We start from the raw sequence: 16,473 nt of genomic DNA on the forward strand, positions 1-16,473 counted from the left end.
GAAAATCGCCCGCGCGGCGCAGTGGCCGCCCGGTCCCGGGTGATGTAAGCGGCGGCGAGGCCAACCACTAGGCTCGGGGCCGTGAAGTTCGAGCGTAAGGACCTCCCCGTCGGGACCCCCGTGGTGGGCATGGTCGGCGGCGGTCAGCTGGCCAGGATGACGCAGGAGTCGGCGGTCGCGCTGGGGATCCAGCTGCGGGTGCTGGCCGAGGGCCCGACGGTGTCGGCGGCGCAGGCGGTGGCCGACGCGCCGGTCGGCGACTACCGCGACCCGGCCACGGTCAAGGCCTTCGCGGCGGAGGCGGACGTCGTCACCTTCGACCACGAGCACGTGCCGACCGAGCTGCTGCGCGAGCTGGAGGCGGCAGGCGTCGCCGTACGGCCTGGTCCGGACGCGCTCGTGCACGCGCAGGACAAGGCGGTGATGCGGCAGCGGCTGGACACCATCGACGCGCCCGCGCCGGCCCACCAGGTGGTCGCGACGCCGGCCGAGGTCGCCGACTTCGCCAAGCGCGTCGGCGGCTTCCCGATCATTCTCAAGACCACCCGCGGCGGGTACGACGGCAAGGGCGTCTGGGTCGTCGACGGACCGGACGACGCGGCGGTCGCGCAGGCGTTCGGTTCCGGCGTACCGATCCTGGCCGAGGAGAAGGTCGACTTCGTCCGCGAGCTGTCCGCGATCGTCGCCCGCAGCCCGCACGGCCAGGCGGTCGCCTACCCGGTCGTCGAATCGGTGCAGGAGAACGGCATCTGCGTCGAGGTCACCGCACCGGCGCCCGGGCTGGACCCGGACAAGGCCGCCCAGGCGCAGCAGACCGCGCTGCGGATCGCCGGCGAGCTGGGCGTGGTCGGCATCCTCGCGGTCGAGATGTTCGAGGCCCGCGACGGCCGCCTGCTCGTGAACGAGCTCGCGATGCGCCCGCACAACACCGGCCACTGGTCGATCGAGGGCGCGGTCACCAGTCAGTTCGAGAACCACCTGCGCGCCGTCCTGGACCTGCCGCTGGGGTCGCCGGCCGCGCGGGCGCCGTACACGGTGATGGTGAACGTGCTCGGCGGCGACGTCGAGGACATGCACCTGGGACTGCTGCACTGCATGGCCCGCGACCCGGGGCTGAAGGTGCACTTCTACGGCAAGTCCGTGAAGCCGGGCCGCAAGGTCGGGCACGTCACGGCGTACGGCGACGACCTCGACGAGGTCCGCGACCGCGCGCGGCACGCCGCGGCGTACCTGACCGGCACGATCGACGAGTGAGGAACCGGCCATGAGCGTGGGCATCGTGATGGGATCGGACTCCGACTGGCCGGTGATGAAGGCCGCCGCGGAGGTCTGCGCCGAGTTCGGCGTGACGTTCGAGGCGGACGTGATCTCCGCGCACCGGATGCCGGTGGAGATGATCGAGTACGGGCGGCAGGCGCACGAACGCGGGCTCAAGGTGCTGATCGCCGGAGCCGGCGGCGCGGCGCACCTGCCGGGCATGCTCGCGGCGGTGACGCCGTTGCCGGTGATCGGCGTACCGGTACCGCTGAAGTACCTCGACGGGATGGACTCGCTGCTGTCGATCGTGCAGATGCCGGCCGGCGTACCGGTGGCGACGGTGTCGATCGGCAACGCCCGCAACGCGGGACTGCTGGCGGTACGGATCCTCGCCGCGCACGACGCCGGGCTCTTGCAGAAGATGACAGACTTCCAGGACTCCTTGGCCGCACTGGCCAAGGCCAAGGGCGCAGCGGTGCGTGACGGGGCGGAAGAGCTGCGTTAAGCCCGGACCGAGGCGGTTTTCCACACCCTTGGCGCGGGTAGCCGTGAGATCCCAACCATTGTCGTCTAAGGTCGTCGATCGTGACTCCGCCCGCAGAACCGGACACTCAGCGCATCCCGGTCCGCTACTGGATCTGGCTCTTCGGCGCTGCGGTGTCCCTGCTCGGCGACATCGCGATGACTTTCGCGATCGGTTGGTCGGCCAGTCACTACGGCGGCAAGGTGGCCGGCCTCGTGCTGTTGCTGGCAGCGGCACCGCGCGCGGCCTTGCTGCTGATCGGCGGGGCGATCGGTGACCGCTTCGGCGCACCACGTGTTCTGCTGCTGAGCTGTACGGCGATGTTCGCGCTCACGACACTCCTTGTCCCGGTGACGATCGCCATCGACGAGCCGGTCTGGCTGCTGCTCGGCACCGCCTTGCTGGTCGGGGTGATCGACGCGTTCTTCCTCCCGTCGTCCCGGTCGATGCCGCGGCTGCTCGTTCCGCCCGCCCAGATCCCCCGCGCGATGGCCAGCTTCCAGGTCACCGGCATGGTCTTCGCCGTGATCGGCGCGGCCGTCGGTGGCGCCCTGGTCGGCTGGGCGGGGCTGACCGCCGCGGCCGGGTTCGACGCGCTGACCTTCGCGGTGATGATCGTGGTGCTGACCCTGATGGGCCGAACGATCGCGCCGCCGCCGAAACCGACCACGGGCATGTTCCGCTCGATCGCCGATGGTGTGAAGGTGGCCTTCGGGCGCCCGCTGACCCGGACCCTGCTGGTCACCATGACCTTGGCGGCGGGCCTGCTGATGCCCATGGACGCACTGCTGCTGCCGCTGCTGGCCCGGGAACACGGCTGGGACGCCGGCCGTGCCTCACTGCTGATCGCAGTCCGAAGCCTCGGCGTCGGCCTGATCGCGCTGCGCATCCTGATGCGCGGCGCGTTCCAGCGCCCGGGCCTGGTGGCGGCGCTGGGACTGCTGCTGGCGTCGATCGGGATCCTCGGACTGGCCTTCCTCGATCCACTACCGCTGACGATGGCCGCGGCGATCGTCAGCGGTCTGGGTGTTGGCACCTTCACCGGCCACCTGCTGCCCCTGCTGATGAACTCGGTCGAGAAGGACTACCAGTCCCGGCTGCAGTCGGTCGTCGTCCTGTGCCAAAGCCTCGCCCTGGTGGTGATGAACCCTCTGCTCGGGTTCTTCATCGACCTCGACGGCATCGGCATCGCCGGGGTCTGCCTGGGCATCAGCGTCCTGACCGCCCTGATCGGCTGCTTCGCTCTGAGTCGCAGGGTGATGCGCGAGGCCACCGTCACCTGACACCGGTACGGCGTACCTGCGTCTTCTCTGCCGGCAGGACAGAACCCCGCCACCGGTGGGCCGTGTGGGTCGGTTACGGCTTGCCCGGTGCCCGGTAGGTCCATCCCGCCGCGCGCCACTGGGCCGAGTCGAGCAGCAGTCTCGCGTCGAGGATCACCGGGGTGTCCACGACCTCCTTCAGCGTGACCGGGTCGAGCGCGCGGAACTCCGGCCACTCGGTCAGGTGCAGGACCAGGTGGGCGTTCTCGCACGCCTCGAGCGCCGAGGCGGCGTACCGCAGCGTCGGGCGGACCCGGCGCGCGTTCTCCATCGCCTCGGGGTCGTACACGGTGACGGTCGCGCCGTGGAGCTGGATCCGGCCGGCGATGTCGAGCGCGGGCGAGTCCCTTACGTCGTCCGTCCCGGCCTTGAACGCTGCCCCGAGCACGGTGACGTTCCGCCCGACCCACGCGGCGCCGAGCAGCTCGTGGGTGACGTCGACGATCCGCGCCCGCCGCCGGTAGTTGATGTCGTCGACCTCGCGCAGCAGCGTGATCACTTCTTCGACGCCGAGCTCACCGGCGCGGGCCATGAAGGCGCGCAGGTCCTTGGGCAGGCAGCCGCCGCCGTACCCGGGACCGGCGTTCAGCATGCCGCGGCCGATCCGCTGGTCGAAACCGAGCGCGTCGGCGAGCTGGGTGACGTCGGCGCCGGTCGCGTCGGCCATCTCCGACAGCGCGTTGATGAACGAGATCTTCGTGGCCAGGAAGGCGTTCGCGCCACCCTTGACCAGCTCGGCGGTCGGCAGGTTGCAGACGACGACCGGTGTCCCTTCGGCGATCGGTGTCGCGAACACCTCCCGCAGCGTCGCCTCGGCCTCAGGAGTCTGTACGCCGAACACCAGCCGGTCCGGGTGCAGCGTGTCGTCGACGCCGTGCGCCTCGCGCAGGAACTCCGGCTGCCAGGCGATCTCGACCCCGGGCCCGGCCGGGGCCTCGGTGTGGAACCGCTGCTCGACCAGCTTCGACGTACCGACCGGGACGGTCGAACGCCCGACGACCAGGACCGGCCGGGTCAGCAGCGGGGCGAGCATGTCGACCACCGAGTTGACCTGGGCCAGGTCGGCGGCGTCGCTGCCCTCGGTCTGCGGCGTGCCCACACAGATGAAGTAGACGTCCGCCCAGTCCGCGACCTCGCGGTAGTCCTTGGTGAAGCGCAGCCGCCCGGAGTCGACGTGCTTCTTCAGCAGCGGGTCCAGCCCGGGCTCGTACAGCGGCGCCTTGCCGTCGTTGAGCAGCTTCAGCCGGTGCTCGTCGATCTCGACGCCGATCACGTCGAAACCGAACTCGGCCATGCCCGCGGCCGTGTTGGCGCCGAGGTAGTTGGTCCCGATCACCGCGATCCGCAGGGAGCTGGTGGGCGTGCCTTCAGTCATGCGGGCGACTCTACCGACGCCGCTTTCCGGCCAGTGAACGGCGCTGGTCCGGCAGGGTGCCGCTGGGTGCGCCGTACGTCACTTTCCGGTGCCGTCGGCTCCCGGTCCGCGGCGATCCGTCGTAGATTGAAACTCGTGAGTAACTCATTCGACCTGTACGCGCTGTCCGAGGAGCACGACGCGATCCGGGCGGCGGTCCGCGACGTCTGCGACGCCAAGGTGGCCCCGCACGCCGGGGACGTCGACGAGCTCGCCGAGTTCCCGAAGGCGTCGTACGACGCGCTGAAGGCCTCGGACTTCCACGCCCCGCACATCCCGGAGGCCTACGGCGGCGCCGGCGCGGACGCGCTGGCCACGGTGATCGTGATCGAGGAGGTGGCCCGCGCCTGCGCGTCCACCTCGCTGATCCCCGCGGTGAACAAGCTCGGCTCGCTGCCGCTGCTGCTGTCGGCGTCCGAGGAGGTCAAGCAGCGGTACCTGCCGCCGGTCGCGGCCGGCGACGCGATGTTCTCGTACTGCCTGTCCGAGCCCGAGGCCGGCTCGGACGCGGTGTCGATGAAGACCCGCGCGGTCGCGGACGGCGACGACTTCGTGCTGAACGGCGTGAAGCGCTGGATCACCAACGCCGGTGTCAGCGACTACTACACGGTGTTCGCGGTGACCGATCCCGACGCGCGGTCGAAGGGCATCTCGGCGTTCGTGGTCGAGAAGGCCGACGAGGGCGTGTCCTTCGGCGCCCCGGAGAAGAAGCTCGGCATCAAGGGCTCGCCGACCCGCGAGGTTTACTTCGACAACGTCCGGATCCCGGCGGCGCGGATGATCGGCGACCCGGGCACGGGCTTCGGTACGGCGATGGCGACGCTCGACCACACCCGCGTGACGATCGCCGCCCAGGCCCTCGGCATCGCGCAGGGCGCGCTCGACTACGCGCTCGGCTACGTCAAGGAGCGCAAGCAGTTCGGCAAGGCGATCGCGGAGTTCCAGGGCCTGCAGTTCATGCTCGCCGACATGGGCATGAAGCTCGAGGCCGCCCGCCAGCTGACGTACGCCGCGGCCGCCCGCTCGGAGCGGAACGCTCCCGACCTCACCTACTTCGGCGCCGCCGCGAAGTGCTTCGCCTCCGACGTCGCGATGGCCGTCACCACCGACGCCGTCCAGCTCCTCGGCGGCTACGGCTACACCCACGACTACCCGGTCGAGCGGATGATGCGCGACGCCAAGATCACCCAGATCTACGAAGGCACCAACCAGGTCCAGCGGATCGTGATGGCCCGGCAACTGCTGAAGGGGCTGGGCTGAGGCGCTACCGGCGCGCCGCCGACCAGCACCGGGTCGCGTGGCGCAACGGCGCCGGCCTGACGACCGAGCTGGCGAGCGACCCGCCGGGCGGCGACGCCGAGGCGCCGCCGAGCGGCGGTTCCTCGGCTGACTTCAGCTGGCGCGTCAGCCTGGCCGAAGTCACCGAGGACTGCGAGTTCTCGGTCTTCCCGGACGTCGACCGGACGATTGTCCTGGTCGAAGGGGAGGCGATGTCCCTGCAGCTGCCCGGGATCGCGCACACGCTCACGCCGTACGAGCCGTTCCAGTTCGACGGCGCTGTCGAGGTCCGGTGCCGGGTTTCCGGCCCGACCCGCGACCTCAACGTCATGACCAGGCGCGGGCGGTCGAACGCCACCGTGTCGATCGAGAAGCTGGACGCCCCGCTGACGCTCGCTGAGGCGGACCCTCTGGTGATCGTCTGCCTCGACGGATCCGTCACCCTCGAGACCGAGGGCCCTTCCGTGACGCTGGGCGCCGGCGACGTCGCGGAGCTCGACGAACGAGTGCGTGCCGTGGGCAACGGTCACGTCGCCGTCATTCGGATCGAGACCCTCGAGCGGTAGGTGCCTCAGGCCCCTAGGGCGTGTCTGGCGATTCTCGCCTACTGCGCGGCACTCGGCACGGCACCTCGAAGCACTGGAGCAAAGCCCACGATGGAAAAACATCGAGGGCTTCACTCCAGCACTCCGAGCTACCGCACCGAGCACCTGCTCGCTACGGCGACAATTGCCAGACACGCCCTAGCTGTGCAGTGCGAGGTAGGGCGCCAGCGCGAACAGGGCGATGACGAGTGCGTACTTGAGCTGGCGGGTCGGCAGTGCGTGGGCGATTCGCCAGCCGACCAGCACGCCGGCCAGTTCCGGGACTCCGATCAGCGCCGCGAGCGGCCAGTTGATGGCACCGGCGGCCAGGTACCCGACGCTGCCCACCCCGGCGATGACGATCGATTGCGCCTGGGCCACCGCCAGCGATTCCAGGACCGGTACGCCGGCTGCCACGAGCAGCGGGACCGTGAGCATCGGCCCGCCGATCCCGACGATCCCGGCTGCTACGGCGACCAGCAGCCCGATGCCCGCCAGCAGCGGTGCCGAAGGGTGCGTCTCCGGCGCCGGCGCGCGACTTCGCTCGCGGTAGAGCACCAGCGCCGCGACGACGGTCACGAAGACCGCGAGCAGGATGCCGAACACCCGCTTGGACACGGCCGCGTTGATCAGTACGCCGACCGGTGTGCCGATCACGGCCGCACCGGCCAGGATCAGCGCCGTCCGCCGCGTCTGCTGGTCGCGCAATTGCCCCGACCGGGCGTAGGCGGCTGTCCCCAGCGCGCCGGTGGCGACATGGGTGACGATCGCGGTCCCGGCGACCTGGGCCGGCGACAGACTGGTCAGGGCGAACAGCCCGATCGTCGGCAGTACTCCACCGGGCCCGATGGCCGTGATCCCGATCCCGCCGGCGAGGCCGAAGGCGGCCAGCAGGACGAGCAGCGGAGCCGAGAGTTCCGCCACCGTTACCGCTCCCTCTGCTCGGTCCGTCGAGACGGGCTACCGGTTCGATCCTAGATGCCGCGGTCCCGCCGGAGACCCGTCGGTACTGTCGAACCATGTCTCGTGCCCTCACCAGCGCGCTGGCCGCCGTCGGTCGCTTCAACGACGCCCATCCCTGGTCCCACAACGACGCCTATGCCGCACTCGTCCTCCACCACGCGCGTCGCGTCCGCGCGGCCGGTGGAACGGAGGCCCTGGACGTGGGCTGCGGGACGGGGAACCTCGTACGCCGGCTCGCGAGCGTCTTTCCCGCGGTGACGGGCATCGAGGCCGACGTCCCGACCGCGGAGCTGGCCCGGCGGACGACCGAGGGCCTCGCCAACGTCCGCATCCTGAACGAGCCGTTCGACGCGTCCCACCGGAACCGCTACGACCTCATCACCTTCGTGGCGGTGCTGCATCATCTGCCGCTGCACGCCACGCTCGAGAAGGTCCGCGAACTGCTGCGCCCGGGTGGACGGCTCGTGGTGGTCGGCCTCAGCCGGGAGTCGCCCGCAGACCTTCCCTGGTCGGTCGCCTCGCTGATCCTGAACCCGGTCGTCGGCGTCGTCGTCCATCCGCGTCGAGCACGCGAAACACCGCAGCAGATGACCGCTCCCGTCGCGATGGCCGCGGAATCGTTCGAGGAGATCGCCCGCACCGCTGAACGGGTTCTGCCTGGCGCGCAGCTCCGCCGCGCGCTGTTCTGGCGCTACACCTTGGCCTGGACGGCGCTACCGGCATGACCCTGCAAAACTGCGGGTATGGAAAAGATTCTGGGTCGGCAGGAAGCGTCGGAGGCGGTCGACGACGCGGGGTGGCGCTTCCTGCTCGGTGCTTTGCTCACGTCGGTCCCGGTCGGGTCGTTGGCTCAGGGGATCGGCCTGGCTGCCGATGCTGTCGCGGCGTGCGGCGATGACGCCGACGGGCACCTCCGGGTCGATGGCCGCCCTGATCGGGTCGTCTTCACCCTGCAGTCGCTGGAGCACGCCGGGGTGACCAGCCGGGACGTCGAGCTCGCGCTCCTGATCTCCAGCACCGTGGGGGCCATGACGGAGCCCGAGATCGGAACGGGCGCGCCGCGTTCCGTCCAGATTCTCGAGATCGCGATCGACGCATTGGACATCGCCGGGATCCGGGAGTTCTGGCGGGCGGTGCTGGGCTACACCGGCGAGGCGGGTGCGGAGGGGCCGAAGGATCCGCTCATCGATCCGGTCGGCCAGGGCCCGGCCGTCTGGTTCCAGCAGATGGACGCGCCGCGTCCGCAGCGTAATCGCATCCACTTCGACATCTGTGTTCCGCACGACGAGGCGCCCCGCCGCATCGAGGCCGCACTGGCGGCCGGCGGCCGGCTGGTGTCCGCGACGCGTGCCCCCGCCTTCTGGGTGCTGGCCGACCGGGAGGGCAACGAGGTCTGCGTGACCACCTGGCAGGGCCGGGACGGCTGAAACCGTCCTGCTAGTCGCCCGGCGTCGGTGCCGGGCGCAGGACCAGCACGGTGATGACCAGCGCGAGGACGATCGCGGTGAGCGCGATCGGGATCGGGATCGGGATCGGGATCAGTTCAGGGCTGGAGGTTCTCCAGGTCGTCGAGCAGGCTCGGGTGGGTCGGGTGCCAGTTGAGGGCCTGCTGCGTGTGGGCGCTGGAGGAGGGTTGGTCGGCCGCGAAGATCGCGCCGATCGGGCCGAAGGTCTCCTCGGGTACCGGCTTGACGGGCAGTTCCAGCCGTCGGCCGATGACCGTCGCGATGTCCCGTACGGCGTCGCCTTCGTCGGCCACGGCGTGCCAGGCGGTCCCGGCCGGTGCGTTCTCCAACGCCAGGCGCAGGAGGACGGCGGCGTCGAGAGCGTGCACGGCCGGCCAGCGCTGCGTACCGTCGCCCGGGTAGCCCGAAACGCCTGTCTGGCGGGCGATCTGGGTCAGCAGGCCGGCGAAACCGCCGTCGCCCTGGTTGTGGACGGTCCGCGGGAGGCGGACTGCCGAGCTCCGGACGCCGCGGGCAGCCAGGTGGAGGGCCGCGGCGACCGCGCGACCGCGACCGCCGACCGGGCCGTCGGTCACCGTCGGGTCGGACTCGACAGAGGCGCGACCCGGTACGGCGGGAGTGCCCGAGGCGAGGACCAGCGGGCGATCGCTGCCGACGAGCTCGTTGCCCAGCGTCGCGATGGCGGCGCTCTCCTCCTCGACCGAGCGGGTGACGGCCTCGGTGCTGCTGAAGTCGTTGCTGAAGGCAAGGTGGATGACTCCGTCGGCCCGGGCGACGCCGGCGCGGAGGACGTCGAGGTCGGTGAGGCCGCCCCGGATCGGCTCGGCGCCGGCCTTCGCGGCAGCCTCCGCGGAGGCGTCGGAACGGGCGAGCGCGAGCACGGTGTGGCCGTTGCCGAGCAGTTCGGCGACGGCGGCGGAGCCGATCAGGCCGGTGCCGCCGGTGACGAAGACGATCATGGAACCCTCCGAGAGTGATGGGACTCTTGTCTCATCAACGTAGCAGGCGATGGGACAAAAGTCCCATCGCTAGGATGGGTCCATGGCGCGATGGGAACCGGGGGCACGCGAGCGACTGGTCGTCGCGGCCATCGACCTGTTCACCGAGCAGGGGTACGACACCACGACCGTCGCCCAGATCGCCGAGCGCGCCGGGGTCACCAAGAGCACCTTCTTCCGGTACTTCCCCGACAAGCGCGATCTCCTGGTGGCCGGGCAGGAGACGCTGTGCCGGCTGCTGACCGAGGGGATCGCCGACGCGCCCGAGGACGCCACCCCGCTGGCCGCCGTCGCGGCCGGGCTCGAGCGCGCGTCCGGCGCGATGGGCCCGGTGAACCGTGAGTTCGGACCGCGGCTGAAGGCGGCCATTGCCGCCAGCACCGAGCTGCAGGAGCGTGACGCGCTCAAGTCGGTCGGGCTCGCTGCGGCGATGACGACGGCGCTGATCGCTCGCGGGGTGCCTGACCCGATCGCGCAGCTGGCCGGTGAGTTCGGGGTGCTCGCGTTCAAGCAGGGGTACGCCGAGTGGTCCGAGGGCGATCACGATGCCGGGGACGAGCTTGCGCCGTACACGCTGGCAGCTCTTGATTCGCTCCGGGCGGCGACAGGGTCACTGGGCTGAGCCCTTGGGATGCAGTGCCGCGGCGTGCAGCGCCGCGGCGACGGCCTCGACGGCGGGGGTCCTGGTCGCGCGGGTGAGCAGGAAGACCTCGCGGTCGATCGGACCCTCGGCGAGCGGACGGACAGCGACACCCGGTACGCCGTACCCGAGGACCAGATCGGGCAGCAGGGCGCAGGCGCCGGCGGTGCGGACCATCTCGACGAGGATGAGGAAGTCGTCCGAGGCGTAGCGCAGGTCCGGCTCGAAGTGGCCGAGATCGCGACAAGCGCGGATCTGCATCTCGCGGTGGCCCGTGCCGGGTTGGCAGGCGCCCCAGCGGGCGTCGGACAGCGCGGCCATGCGGACTTTCCCGTTGCCTGCTTGAGGATGTGACTCGGGGAGGACCAGGCGCACCTCCTCGCGGACCAGGGACTCGCGGGTCAGGTTGGTGTGGACCGGGCGTGGCTGACCGGAGTACTCGTCGCCGACGACGGCGTCGAGCTGGCCGAGACGCAGTGCCGGGATCGAACCCTCGACCTCGGCCTCGGTCACTTCGATGCGGATGCCTGGATGACTCGTCGCGAGCGCGGCGACGGCCGGGGCGACGATGCGGAGGAAGGCCGACTGGAACGCGGACACCCGGACGACGCCCGCCGGATGGCCTGCGGCGATCGCCGCGACCTCGGCCTCGGCGGCTTCGAGCCCGTCGAGCAGGACCGCCGCGTGGCGGACGAGTGCCTGCCCGGCGTCGGTGAGGCGGACGTTGCGGCCGGTCCGTTCGAGCAGCTTGGCGCCGGCTTCGCGTTCGAGAACGGCGAGCTGCTGGGAGATCGCGCTCGGGGTGTAACCGAGCGTTTTCGCGGCGCCGTGCATCGTCCCGCGGGCGTGCAGCTCGCGGAGCAGGCGGAGTCGTCGGAGATCGAGCATCGTTCAGTGAATCTACTCGATGCCATGCACAAACGTGAGATAGACGTGAACAGTTGAGCGCTGCGAGCATCGTCGCGTGGGTCCTCTCCTCTGCCTCCTGTCCGCCGTCTGCTTCGGTGCCATGGCCATCTTCGGCAAGCTCGCGTACGACGCGGGCGTCGACGTCGGCGACCTGCTGCTCGTCCGCTTCGCGGTCGCTGCCGCCCTCCTGCTCGTCGTCGCCGGTACGACGGGCGCGCTGCGCGGCGTACCGCGTCGCTCGCTGGTCGCAGGCCTCGCCATGGGTGGCGTCGGCTACGCGACGCAGTCCGGGCTCTTCTTCGGCGCGCTCGAACGGATCGACGCTTCGCTGCTCGCGCTGATCCTGTACGCGTACCCGGCCCTGGTGACGATCGGCGCCATCGCGCTGCGCCGCGAACGCGCCTCTTCGCGGCGTATCGCCGCCCTGCTGATCGCCTCGGCCGGTACGGCGCTCGTCCTCGGCGGCGCGGCCTCCGGGAGCCTTGACCCGCTGGGCGCGGCGATGGGCTTCGGTGCGGCTGTTGCCTACACGATCTACATCCTGGCCGGCGATCGTATCGGCGCCGGCATGTCGCCGGTGGCGTTGTCGTCGCTGGTGTGCACCGGGGCTGCCTGTACGTTCGCGGTTTTCTCTACGGTGCAAGGCGGTCCGCGTTTTGACTTCGCCCCCAGCGGATGGCTCTGGCTGACCGCGATCGCGGTGGTCAGCACCGTCGCCGCGATCCTCACCTTCTTCGCCGGGTTGGCGCGTGTCGGTCCGTCCGCCGCGTCGATCCTGTCGACGCTCGAGCCCGTGGTCACGGTGTTGCTGGCGGCAACTATCTTCGGGGAGTCGCTCAACTCGACCCAGCTCCTCGGGGGAGCGGTCGTGCTTGCCGCCGTACTGGTGATTCAGTGGCCGGCACCGCGCAGGCAGTACGCCGTACAGAACAGCTGACGCGAACCTGGAAGGTTTCCCGATCCCACCACGGGCTACCGGGGCTCCCTGAACCTTGGGAGGTTTCGTGGCAGACAAGATGATTCCGCTGTCCGGCGTCGTGCTCGACGCGCCTGATCCGCAGGTGCTGGCGGAGTTCTACCACCGGTTGCTCGGGTGGGAGATCGTCGAGAACGAGGACGAGTGGGCTCAGCTCCGCGGGCCGGACGGCAGCAGCAAGCTGTCGTTCCAGCGCAACCCCAACCACAGCCCACCGCAGTGGCCGGGCAAGCCCGGCCATCAGCAGATGCAGATCCACCTGGACTTCCGGGTCGACGACCTCGAAGCCGCCCAGCAACGAGCGCTCGACGCCGGCGCAACCCTGATGGCCTCGCAGCCCCAGCCGGAAGGCGTCCGCATCCTCGCCGACCCGGCGGGCCACATCTTCTGCCTGTTCCTGCCGGGCTTCTGACGTCCGGCCTCGGCCGGGCCGGCCGAGGTAGCCTGCGGCTTGATGATCAGCTTCACGCTCGGTGTCGAGGATCTCGCCGACACCCGGTTCGCGGTCTCACCGTCGCAGGAGACGGTGTTCAGCGTCTGGGTGCTGCGGGACCCCGGGCGGTACCCACTGCACCTGCCCTGGCGGCGATCGGTTCTGCGCCGGATCAGCCCGGCCGATCACCGGCTGCTCCTCGCTCTGGTGGGAGACAGCCGGGCGCTGCCGGACTTCCTCACGCCCCGGCCGACGACGTTCTTCCGCACGTTCGAGGAGGAGCTGGCCGGAGTCCGGGAGACGCCGGCCCGGATCGTACGGCGCGATCTGCTCGCGACTCACGCACCTGGCCGGCTCCCCGACGTACTGGCTGAGATCGATGATGCCGAGCGGCTGCTCGAACTGATCTGCGACCTGCTGCAGCGGTACTGGGACACCATCCTGCTGCCGCTCTGGTCGCGGCTGAAGCTGGTTCTGGAGGCCGACATCACCTACCGGGCGCGGCAACTCGCGACCGGTGGCGCCCGCGCGTTGTTCGCCGACCTGCATCCCAATGTGCGCTGGGACGACGGGGTGCTGCGGATCGAGAAGATGATCGGGCAGCACCACGTGGGTGCGGGAGGAAGGGGTCTGCTGCTGGCGCCGTCGGTGTTCGCCTACAAGCCGGTGCCACCCATGGACCCGTCGGAGGCGCCGATGCTTGCCTACCCGGCCCGCGGCCTCGCGACCCTCTGGTCAACCGAGCCGACCACCGACGCGACGGCCCTGGCAGCCCTGATCGGTGCGCCACGGGCCACGTTGCTCGGGCTCCTGTCCGAAGGCCCGCCGACCTCCGAACTGGCCCGGCGGCTGAAGGTCACACCGAGCGCGGTGTCCCAGCACCTCAAGGTCCTGCATGCCAGCGGCCTGGTGACCAGGACTCGCGACGGCAGGCAGGTGCTCTACCGGCGCAGCGGGCTCGGCGACCAGCTGACCGGCTGACGATCAGCCGGCGGTGCGCTGGTCGATCAGTTCCTCGGCGCGCAGCTCCGCCCACAGCTGATCGGGTACGGCGACCTCGAACGACTCGAGATTCGCACGCACCTCGTCGGCCGACCGCATCCCGATCACCACACCGGCGACCACCGCATGCGCCAGCGAGAAGGCGATCGCGGCCGCAGGCAACGTGACGCCGTACGCCGTACAGATGTCAGCGATGCGACGAGCCCGGTCGAGCATCTCCTGAGACGCCGGCGCGTAGTCGAAACGCGCTCCCTCGACCGGACGGGGCGAGGCGAGCAGCCCCGAGTTGAACACCGCCGCGGCCAGGACCGGGACCCCACGCTCGGCGCAGGCAGGAAACAAGGTGTCCAGAGCGCTCTGATCGAGCAAGGTGTAGCGGCCGGCCAGCATCACCGCGTCGACATCCGCATCCCGCACCAGCGTGGTCAGCAGCCTCGGGTCGTACATCCCAGCGCCGATCGCCGACACGACGCCCTCGTCGCGAAGCTCCTTCAACGCGGGATATCCGTTGCGCAGGGCATCATCGAAGTGCTGCTCGGCGTCGTGCAGGTAGAGCACGTCGATCCGATCCAGCCCAAGCCGCGTCAACGAGTCCTCGACACTGCGCCGGATGCCGTCCCTGGAGAAGTCCCACACCCTGCGATGCGTCGCCGGCACCTGAAACGCCTCATCCATCCGCCCCCGCGGATCCTGTGGCACCAGCAACCGCCCGACCTTCGTCGACACCGTGAACTCGCCTCGGGGCCGCCCCCGAAGAAACTCACCGATCCGCCGCTCCGAATGCCCGATTCCGTAGTGCGGCGAAGTGTCGAAGTACCGCACCCCGCCGCCCCAAGCCCCCTCCAACGCAGCGGTCGCCGTCCCGTCGTCCAACGCCTCGAACAACCCGCCCAGAGGCCCACCCCCAAACCCCAACGCCGTCACCGCGGCCCCGCTCCGGCCCAACTCCCGCCGTACTCCGACCTTCGTCTGTGTCATGTCGCCCAGCCAACCGCCACAGCTCACCCACGAGAAACGATTAAGCCCCGCACTTCATCGATCTGCCTCGGCGTACGGATCGGCGCCGCCCGACATCCTGCGTGGAGGCGCCGGCCGCGCTGATCGCTGCCGAGGGCAACGACGACCGCCGTGGACTGCGCTCGAACCGGCGAGCGGGTCGTCGCCGGTCACGGCGCGTCGACCAATCGTCCCCAGACAGGCGCCGCCGGCGCGTCGACCATCCGCCCCAGACAGGCGCCGCAGGCGCGTCGACCATCCGCCCCAGACAAGCGCCGCAGGCCCGTCGACGCCTCCGATCCCCGCCCGCAAGGGCAGTTGGAGATCGCAACAGGTCGCCGAGCACCCCACCGCCGACCGGCGATCGCGACCACCCCCACCGCCCACCACCAACCGCTGATCATTCGCTGTCTTCATCGCCTGGGTCGAACCTCTGCCGGACGAGGAGGCCCGGATCTGTGCCTCGGGTCGAGCGCCAGCGTGGTCGCCGCGCAGAACGCCGTACTGCTCGGGCTCACGGCCGTCGGCGGGTGGCGTAGTACGCGGTGATGAAGGCGATCGACGCGATGACGATCACGGCGGCGAGTGCCGGGTGCATGTCCTTCGAGAGGCTGGGGGCTCGGTCGGGGCCGATCGCCCATGCGGCCAGGGGGATCGCGTACGCCGCGGTCAGGCCGGCGGCCCACCAGCGGAGAGCTCGGAGGCGGGCGGTGCGCAGGGTGACGGTGAGGAGGATGGCGACCGGGACGATCGCGAGCATCGCGAACTGGCCGACGACCATCACCGGAACGGCGAAGGCCGAGATGATCACTGCGCGAGACGGCCGGCGGACCGCGGGCTGAGCGCCGTCGGCTTCAACCCGACGTACCTGCTGGACGGTCTGAACGCGATCGGCAGTCGGGTCGGCGGTCGGCTGGGCCGCAGGGTGTGTCGTGGGATCGGTGGTCGGCTGGGCGGGGATCGACATGATGTGCTCCTCGGTTACGAGTGTAAGTTTACCTCTGTAAGCTTACGCTTTGAGTTAACAGCTGTAAAGTGATGGATGTGGAACAGCGCAAACGGAGTCGGCGGGGTGAAGGTGGGCGGCTGCGGGACGAGATCGTGGTCGCCGCGGCGCGGTTGCTCGATGAGGGGGCGGGGGAGCAGGCGGTGACGCTGCGCGCGGTCGCCCGTGAGGCGGGGATCAGCGCGCCGTCGATCTACCCGCACTTCGCCGACCGGGACTCGATCCTGCTGGCCGTCGCGGAGCAGGCGTTCGCCGAGTTGGAGGCGCACTTGCGCGCCTTGCCGCCGAACCCTGGGTCAGCCGAGCGGTTGCGGGAGGTTTGTGCCGCCTACTTGGAGTACGCGCAGGAGAAGCCGAACCGCTATCGCATCATGTTCGGCGCGGTCTGGAGCGCGCCGCAGTCGCTCGAGCGGGTCCCGGATCTCGCGGTCCAGGACCTGGGGATGAATGCGTTCGACGTCCTCCGGGAAGCGCTCGTCGACTGCGTCGAGGCCGGCACGTCCCGCAGCATCGACCCCGCCGCCGACGCGGCTGCCCTCTGGGTCGGCCTGCACGGCCTGGCCCAACTCCGCGTCGCCGCCTCCCTCTTCCCCTGGCCCCCCGACCTCGAAGCCACACTCGTCGAGCGGCTAGCCCTCCTCAACTGAGCCGCGCACCCGCGCGAGCACTCACCCCAGCCCAGCCCGCCGGGCGTTGTGCGGGCCGT

General features: G+C 70.5%; 18 protein-coding genes. 12 read left to right on the forward strand and 6 right to left on the reverse strand.

What is annotated here, in order from left to right; all coding sequences use genetic code 11:
- Positions 1 to 81: 81 nt before the first annotated feature.
- From ACLQ2O_RS31975 to ACLQ2O_RS31985, 3 genes are all read left to right on the forward strand, one after another.
- Positions 82 to 1,254 (forward strand): 5-(carboxyamino)imidazole ribonucleotide synthase, encoded by a 1,173-nt coding sequence (locus ACLQ2O_RS31975; protein ID WP_425838965.1) that lies wholly within the window; start codon positions 82 to 84, stop codon positions 1,252 to 1,254.
- 10 nt (positions 1,255 to 1,264) lie between these two features.
- Positions 1,265 to 1,762, forward strand: a complete 498-nt coding sequence (gene purE / locus ACLQ2O_RS31980) for a 5-(carboxyamino)imidazole ribonucleotide mutase (RefSeq protein WP_425838967.1) — start codon at positions 1,265 to 1,267, stop codon at positions 1,760 to 1,762.
- 80 nt (positions 1,763 to 1,842) lie between these two features.
- Entirely contained in the window at positions 1,843 to 3,063 is a 1,221-nt protein-coding gene (locus ACLQ2O_RS31985; protein ID WP_425838970.1) for an MFS transporter, read from the forward strand.
- A gap of 73 nt (positions 3,064 to 3,136) precedes the next feature.
- Here the strand turns inward: ACLQ2O_RS31985 and ACLQ2O_RS31990 are convergent, their stop codons facing one another.
- Positions 3,137 to 4,477, reverse strand: a complete 1,341-nt coding sequence (locus tag ACLQ2O_RS31990; RefSeq protein WP_425838973.1) for a UDP-glucose dehydrogenase family protein — start codon at positions 4,475 to 4,477, stop codon at positions 3,137 to 3,139.
- Positions 4,478 to 4,612: 135 nt separating this feature from the next.
- Here ACLQ2O_RS31990 and ACLQ2O_RS31995 point away from each other — a divergent pair, with 135 nt between their 5' ends.
- Together ACLQ2O_RS31995 and ACLQ2O_RS32000 are read left to right on the forward strand one after the other, a co-directional pair.
- Positions 4,613 to 5,776, forward strand: coding sequence for an acyl-CoA dehydrogenase family protein (locus ACLQ2O_RS31995; protein WP_425838975.1), 1,164 nt, complete (start codon positions 4,613 to 4,615; stop codon positions 5,774 to 5,776).
- The gene (locus tag ACLQ2O_RS32000) at positions 5,773 to 6,360 is read left to right on the forward strand and encodes a HutD/Ves family protein (protein ID WP_425839125.1); all 588 of its coding nucleotides are present in this window, start codon (positions 5,773 to 5,775) and stop codon (positions 6,358 to 6,360) included. The genes ACLQ2O_RS31995 and ACLQ2O_RS32000 overlap by 4 nt, the downstream gene beginning before the upstream one ends.
- Before the next feature lie 177 nt (positions 6,361 to 6,537).
- Here ACLQ2O_RS32000 and ACLQ2O_RS32005 read toward each other — a convergent pair whose 3' ends face one another.
- Positions 6,538 to 7,302: a sulfite exporter TauE/SafE family protein gene (locus ACLQ2O_RS32005; RefSeq protein ID WP_425838978.1), complete on the reverse strand. Its 765-nt coding sequence runs from the start codon at positions 7,300 to 7,302 to the stop codon at positions 6,538 to 6,540.
- A 95-nt stretch (positions 7,303 to 7,397) separates the two neighbouring features.
- Between ACLQ2O_RS32005 and ACLQ2O_RS32010 the strand changes: the two genes are divergently transcribed.
- Both ACLQ2O_RS32010 and ACLQ2O_RS32015 read left to right on the forward strand, forming a co-directional pair.
- The gene (locus tag ACLQ2O_RS32010) at positions 7,398 to 8,066 is read left to right on the forward strand and encodes a class I SAM-dependent methyltransferase (RefSeq protein ID WP_425838981.1); all 669 of its coding nucleotides are present in this window, start codon (positions 7,398 to 7,400) and stop codon (positions 8,064 to 8,066) included.
- 18 nt (positions 8,067 to 8,084) lie between these two features.
- A complete protein-coding gene (locus ACLQ2O_RS32015) occupies positions 8,085 to 8,768 on the forward strand; it encodes a VOC family protein (protein WP_425838984.1) in 684 nt (227 codons plus the stop codon).
- A 116-nt stretch (positions 8,769 to 8,884) separates the two neighbouring features.
- Here the strand turns inward: ACLQ2O_RS32015 and ACLQ2O_RS32020 are convergent, their stop codons facing one another.
- Positions 8,885 to 9,766: an SDR family oxidoreductase gene (locus ACLQ2O_RS32020; RefSeq protein ID WP_425838986.1), complete on the reverse strand. Its 882-nt coding sequence runs from the start codon at positions 9,764 to 9,766 to the stop codon at positions 8,885 to 8,887.
- A gap of 82 nt (positions 9,767 to 9,848) precedes the next feature.
- On the opposite strand from ACLQ2O_RS32020, the gene ACLQ2O_RS32025 reads away from it, so the two are divergent.
- Positions 9,849 to 10,427: a TetR/AcrR family transcriptional regulator gene (locus ACLQ2O_RS32025; RefSeq protein ID WP_425838989.1), complete on the forward strand. Its 579-nt coding sequence runs from the start codon at positions 9,849 to 9,851 to the stop codon at positions 10,425 to 10,427.
- Here ACLQ2O_RS32025 and ACLQ2O_RS32030 read toward each other — a convergent pair.
- On the reverse strand, positions 10,416 to 11,333 hold the full coding sequence (locus ACLQ2O_RS32030) for a LysR family transcriptional regulator (RefSeq protein ID WP_425838992.1): 918 nt from the start codon (positions 11,331 to 11,333) through the stop codon (positions 10,416 to 10,418). The genes ACLQ2O_RS32025 and ACLQ2O_RS32030 overlap by 12 nt on opposite strands.
- 76 nt (positions 11,334 to 11,409) lie before the next feature.
- Between ACLQ2O_RS32030 and ACLQ2O_RS32035 the strand changes: the two genes are divergently transcribed.
- The 3 genes from ACLQ2O_RS32035 to ACLQ2O_RS32045 all read left to right on the forward strand — a co-directional run bounded on the left by ACLQ2O_RS32035 (position 11,410) and on the right by ACLQ2O_RS32045 (position 13,744).
- Positions 11,410 to 12,291 (forward strand): DMT family transporter, encoded by an 882-nt coding sequence (locus tag ACLQ2O_RS32035; RefSeq protein WP_425838994.1) that lies wholly within the window; start codon positions 11,410 to 11,412, stop codon positions 12,289 to 12,291.
- A gap of 67 nt (positions 12,292 to 12,358) precedes the next feature.
- A complete protein-coding gene (locus tag ACLQ2O_RS32040) occupies positions 12,359 to 12,742 on the forward strand; it encodes a VOC family protein (RefSeq protein WP_425838996.1) in 384 nt (127 codons plus the stop codon).
- A 42-nt stretch (positions 12,743 to 12,784) separates the two neighbouring features.
- Positions 12,785 to 13,744: an ArsR family transcriptional regulator gene (locus ACLQ2O_RS32045; protein WP_425838999.1), complete on the forward strand. Its 960-nt coding sequence runs from the start codon at positions 12,785 to 12,787 to the stop codon at positions 13,742 to 13,744.
- A gap of 3 nt (positions 13,745 to 13,747) precedes the next feature.
- Here the strand turns inward: ACLQ2O_RS32045 and ACLQ2O_RS32050 are convergent, their stop codons facing one another.
- Positions 13,748 to 14,743 (reverse strand): aldo/keto reductase, encoded by a 996-nt coding sequence (locus ACLQ2O_RS32050; RefSeq protein ID WP_425839001.1) that lies wholly within the window; start codon positions 14,741 to 14,743, stop codon positions 13,748 to 13,750.
- Positions 14,744 to 15,275: 532 nt separating this feature from the next.
- Entirely contained in the window at positions 15,276 to 15,728 is a 453-nt protein-coding gene (locus tag ACLQ2O_RS32055; protein WP_425839004.1) for a hypothetical protein, read from the reverse strand.
- A gap of 77 nt (positions 15,729 to 15,805) precedes the next feature.
- On the opposite strand from ACLQ2O_RS32055, the gene ACLQ2O_RS32060 reads away from it, so the two are divergent.
- The gene (locus ACLQ2O_RS32060) at positions 15,806 to 16,414 is read left to right on the forward strand and encodes a TetR/AcrR family transcriptional regulator (protein ID WP_425839007.1); all 609 of its coding nucleotides are present in this window, start codon (positions 15,806 to 15,808) and stop codon (positions 16,412 to 16,414) included.
- Positions 16,415 to 16,473: the final 59 nt, after the last annotated feature.

Source organism: Kribbella sp. DT2 (assembly GCF_049844575.1).
Lineage (GTDB): Bacteria > Actinomycetota > Actinomycetes > Propionibacteriales > Kribbellaceae > Kribbella.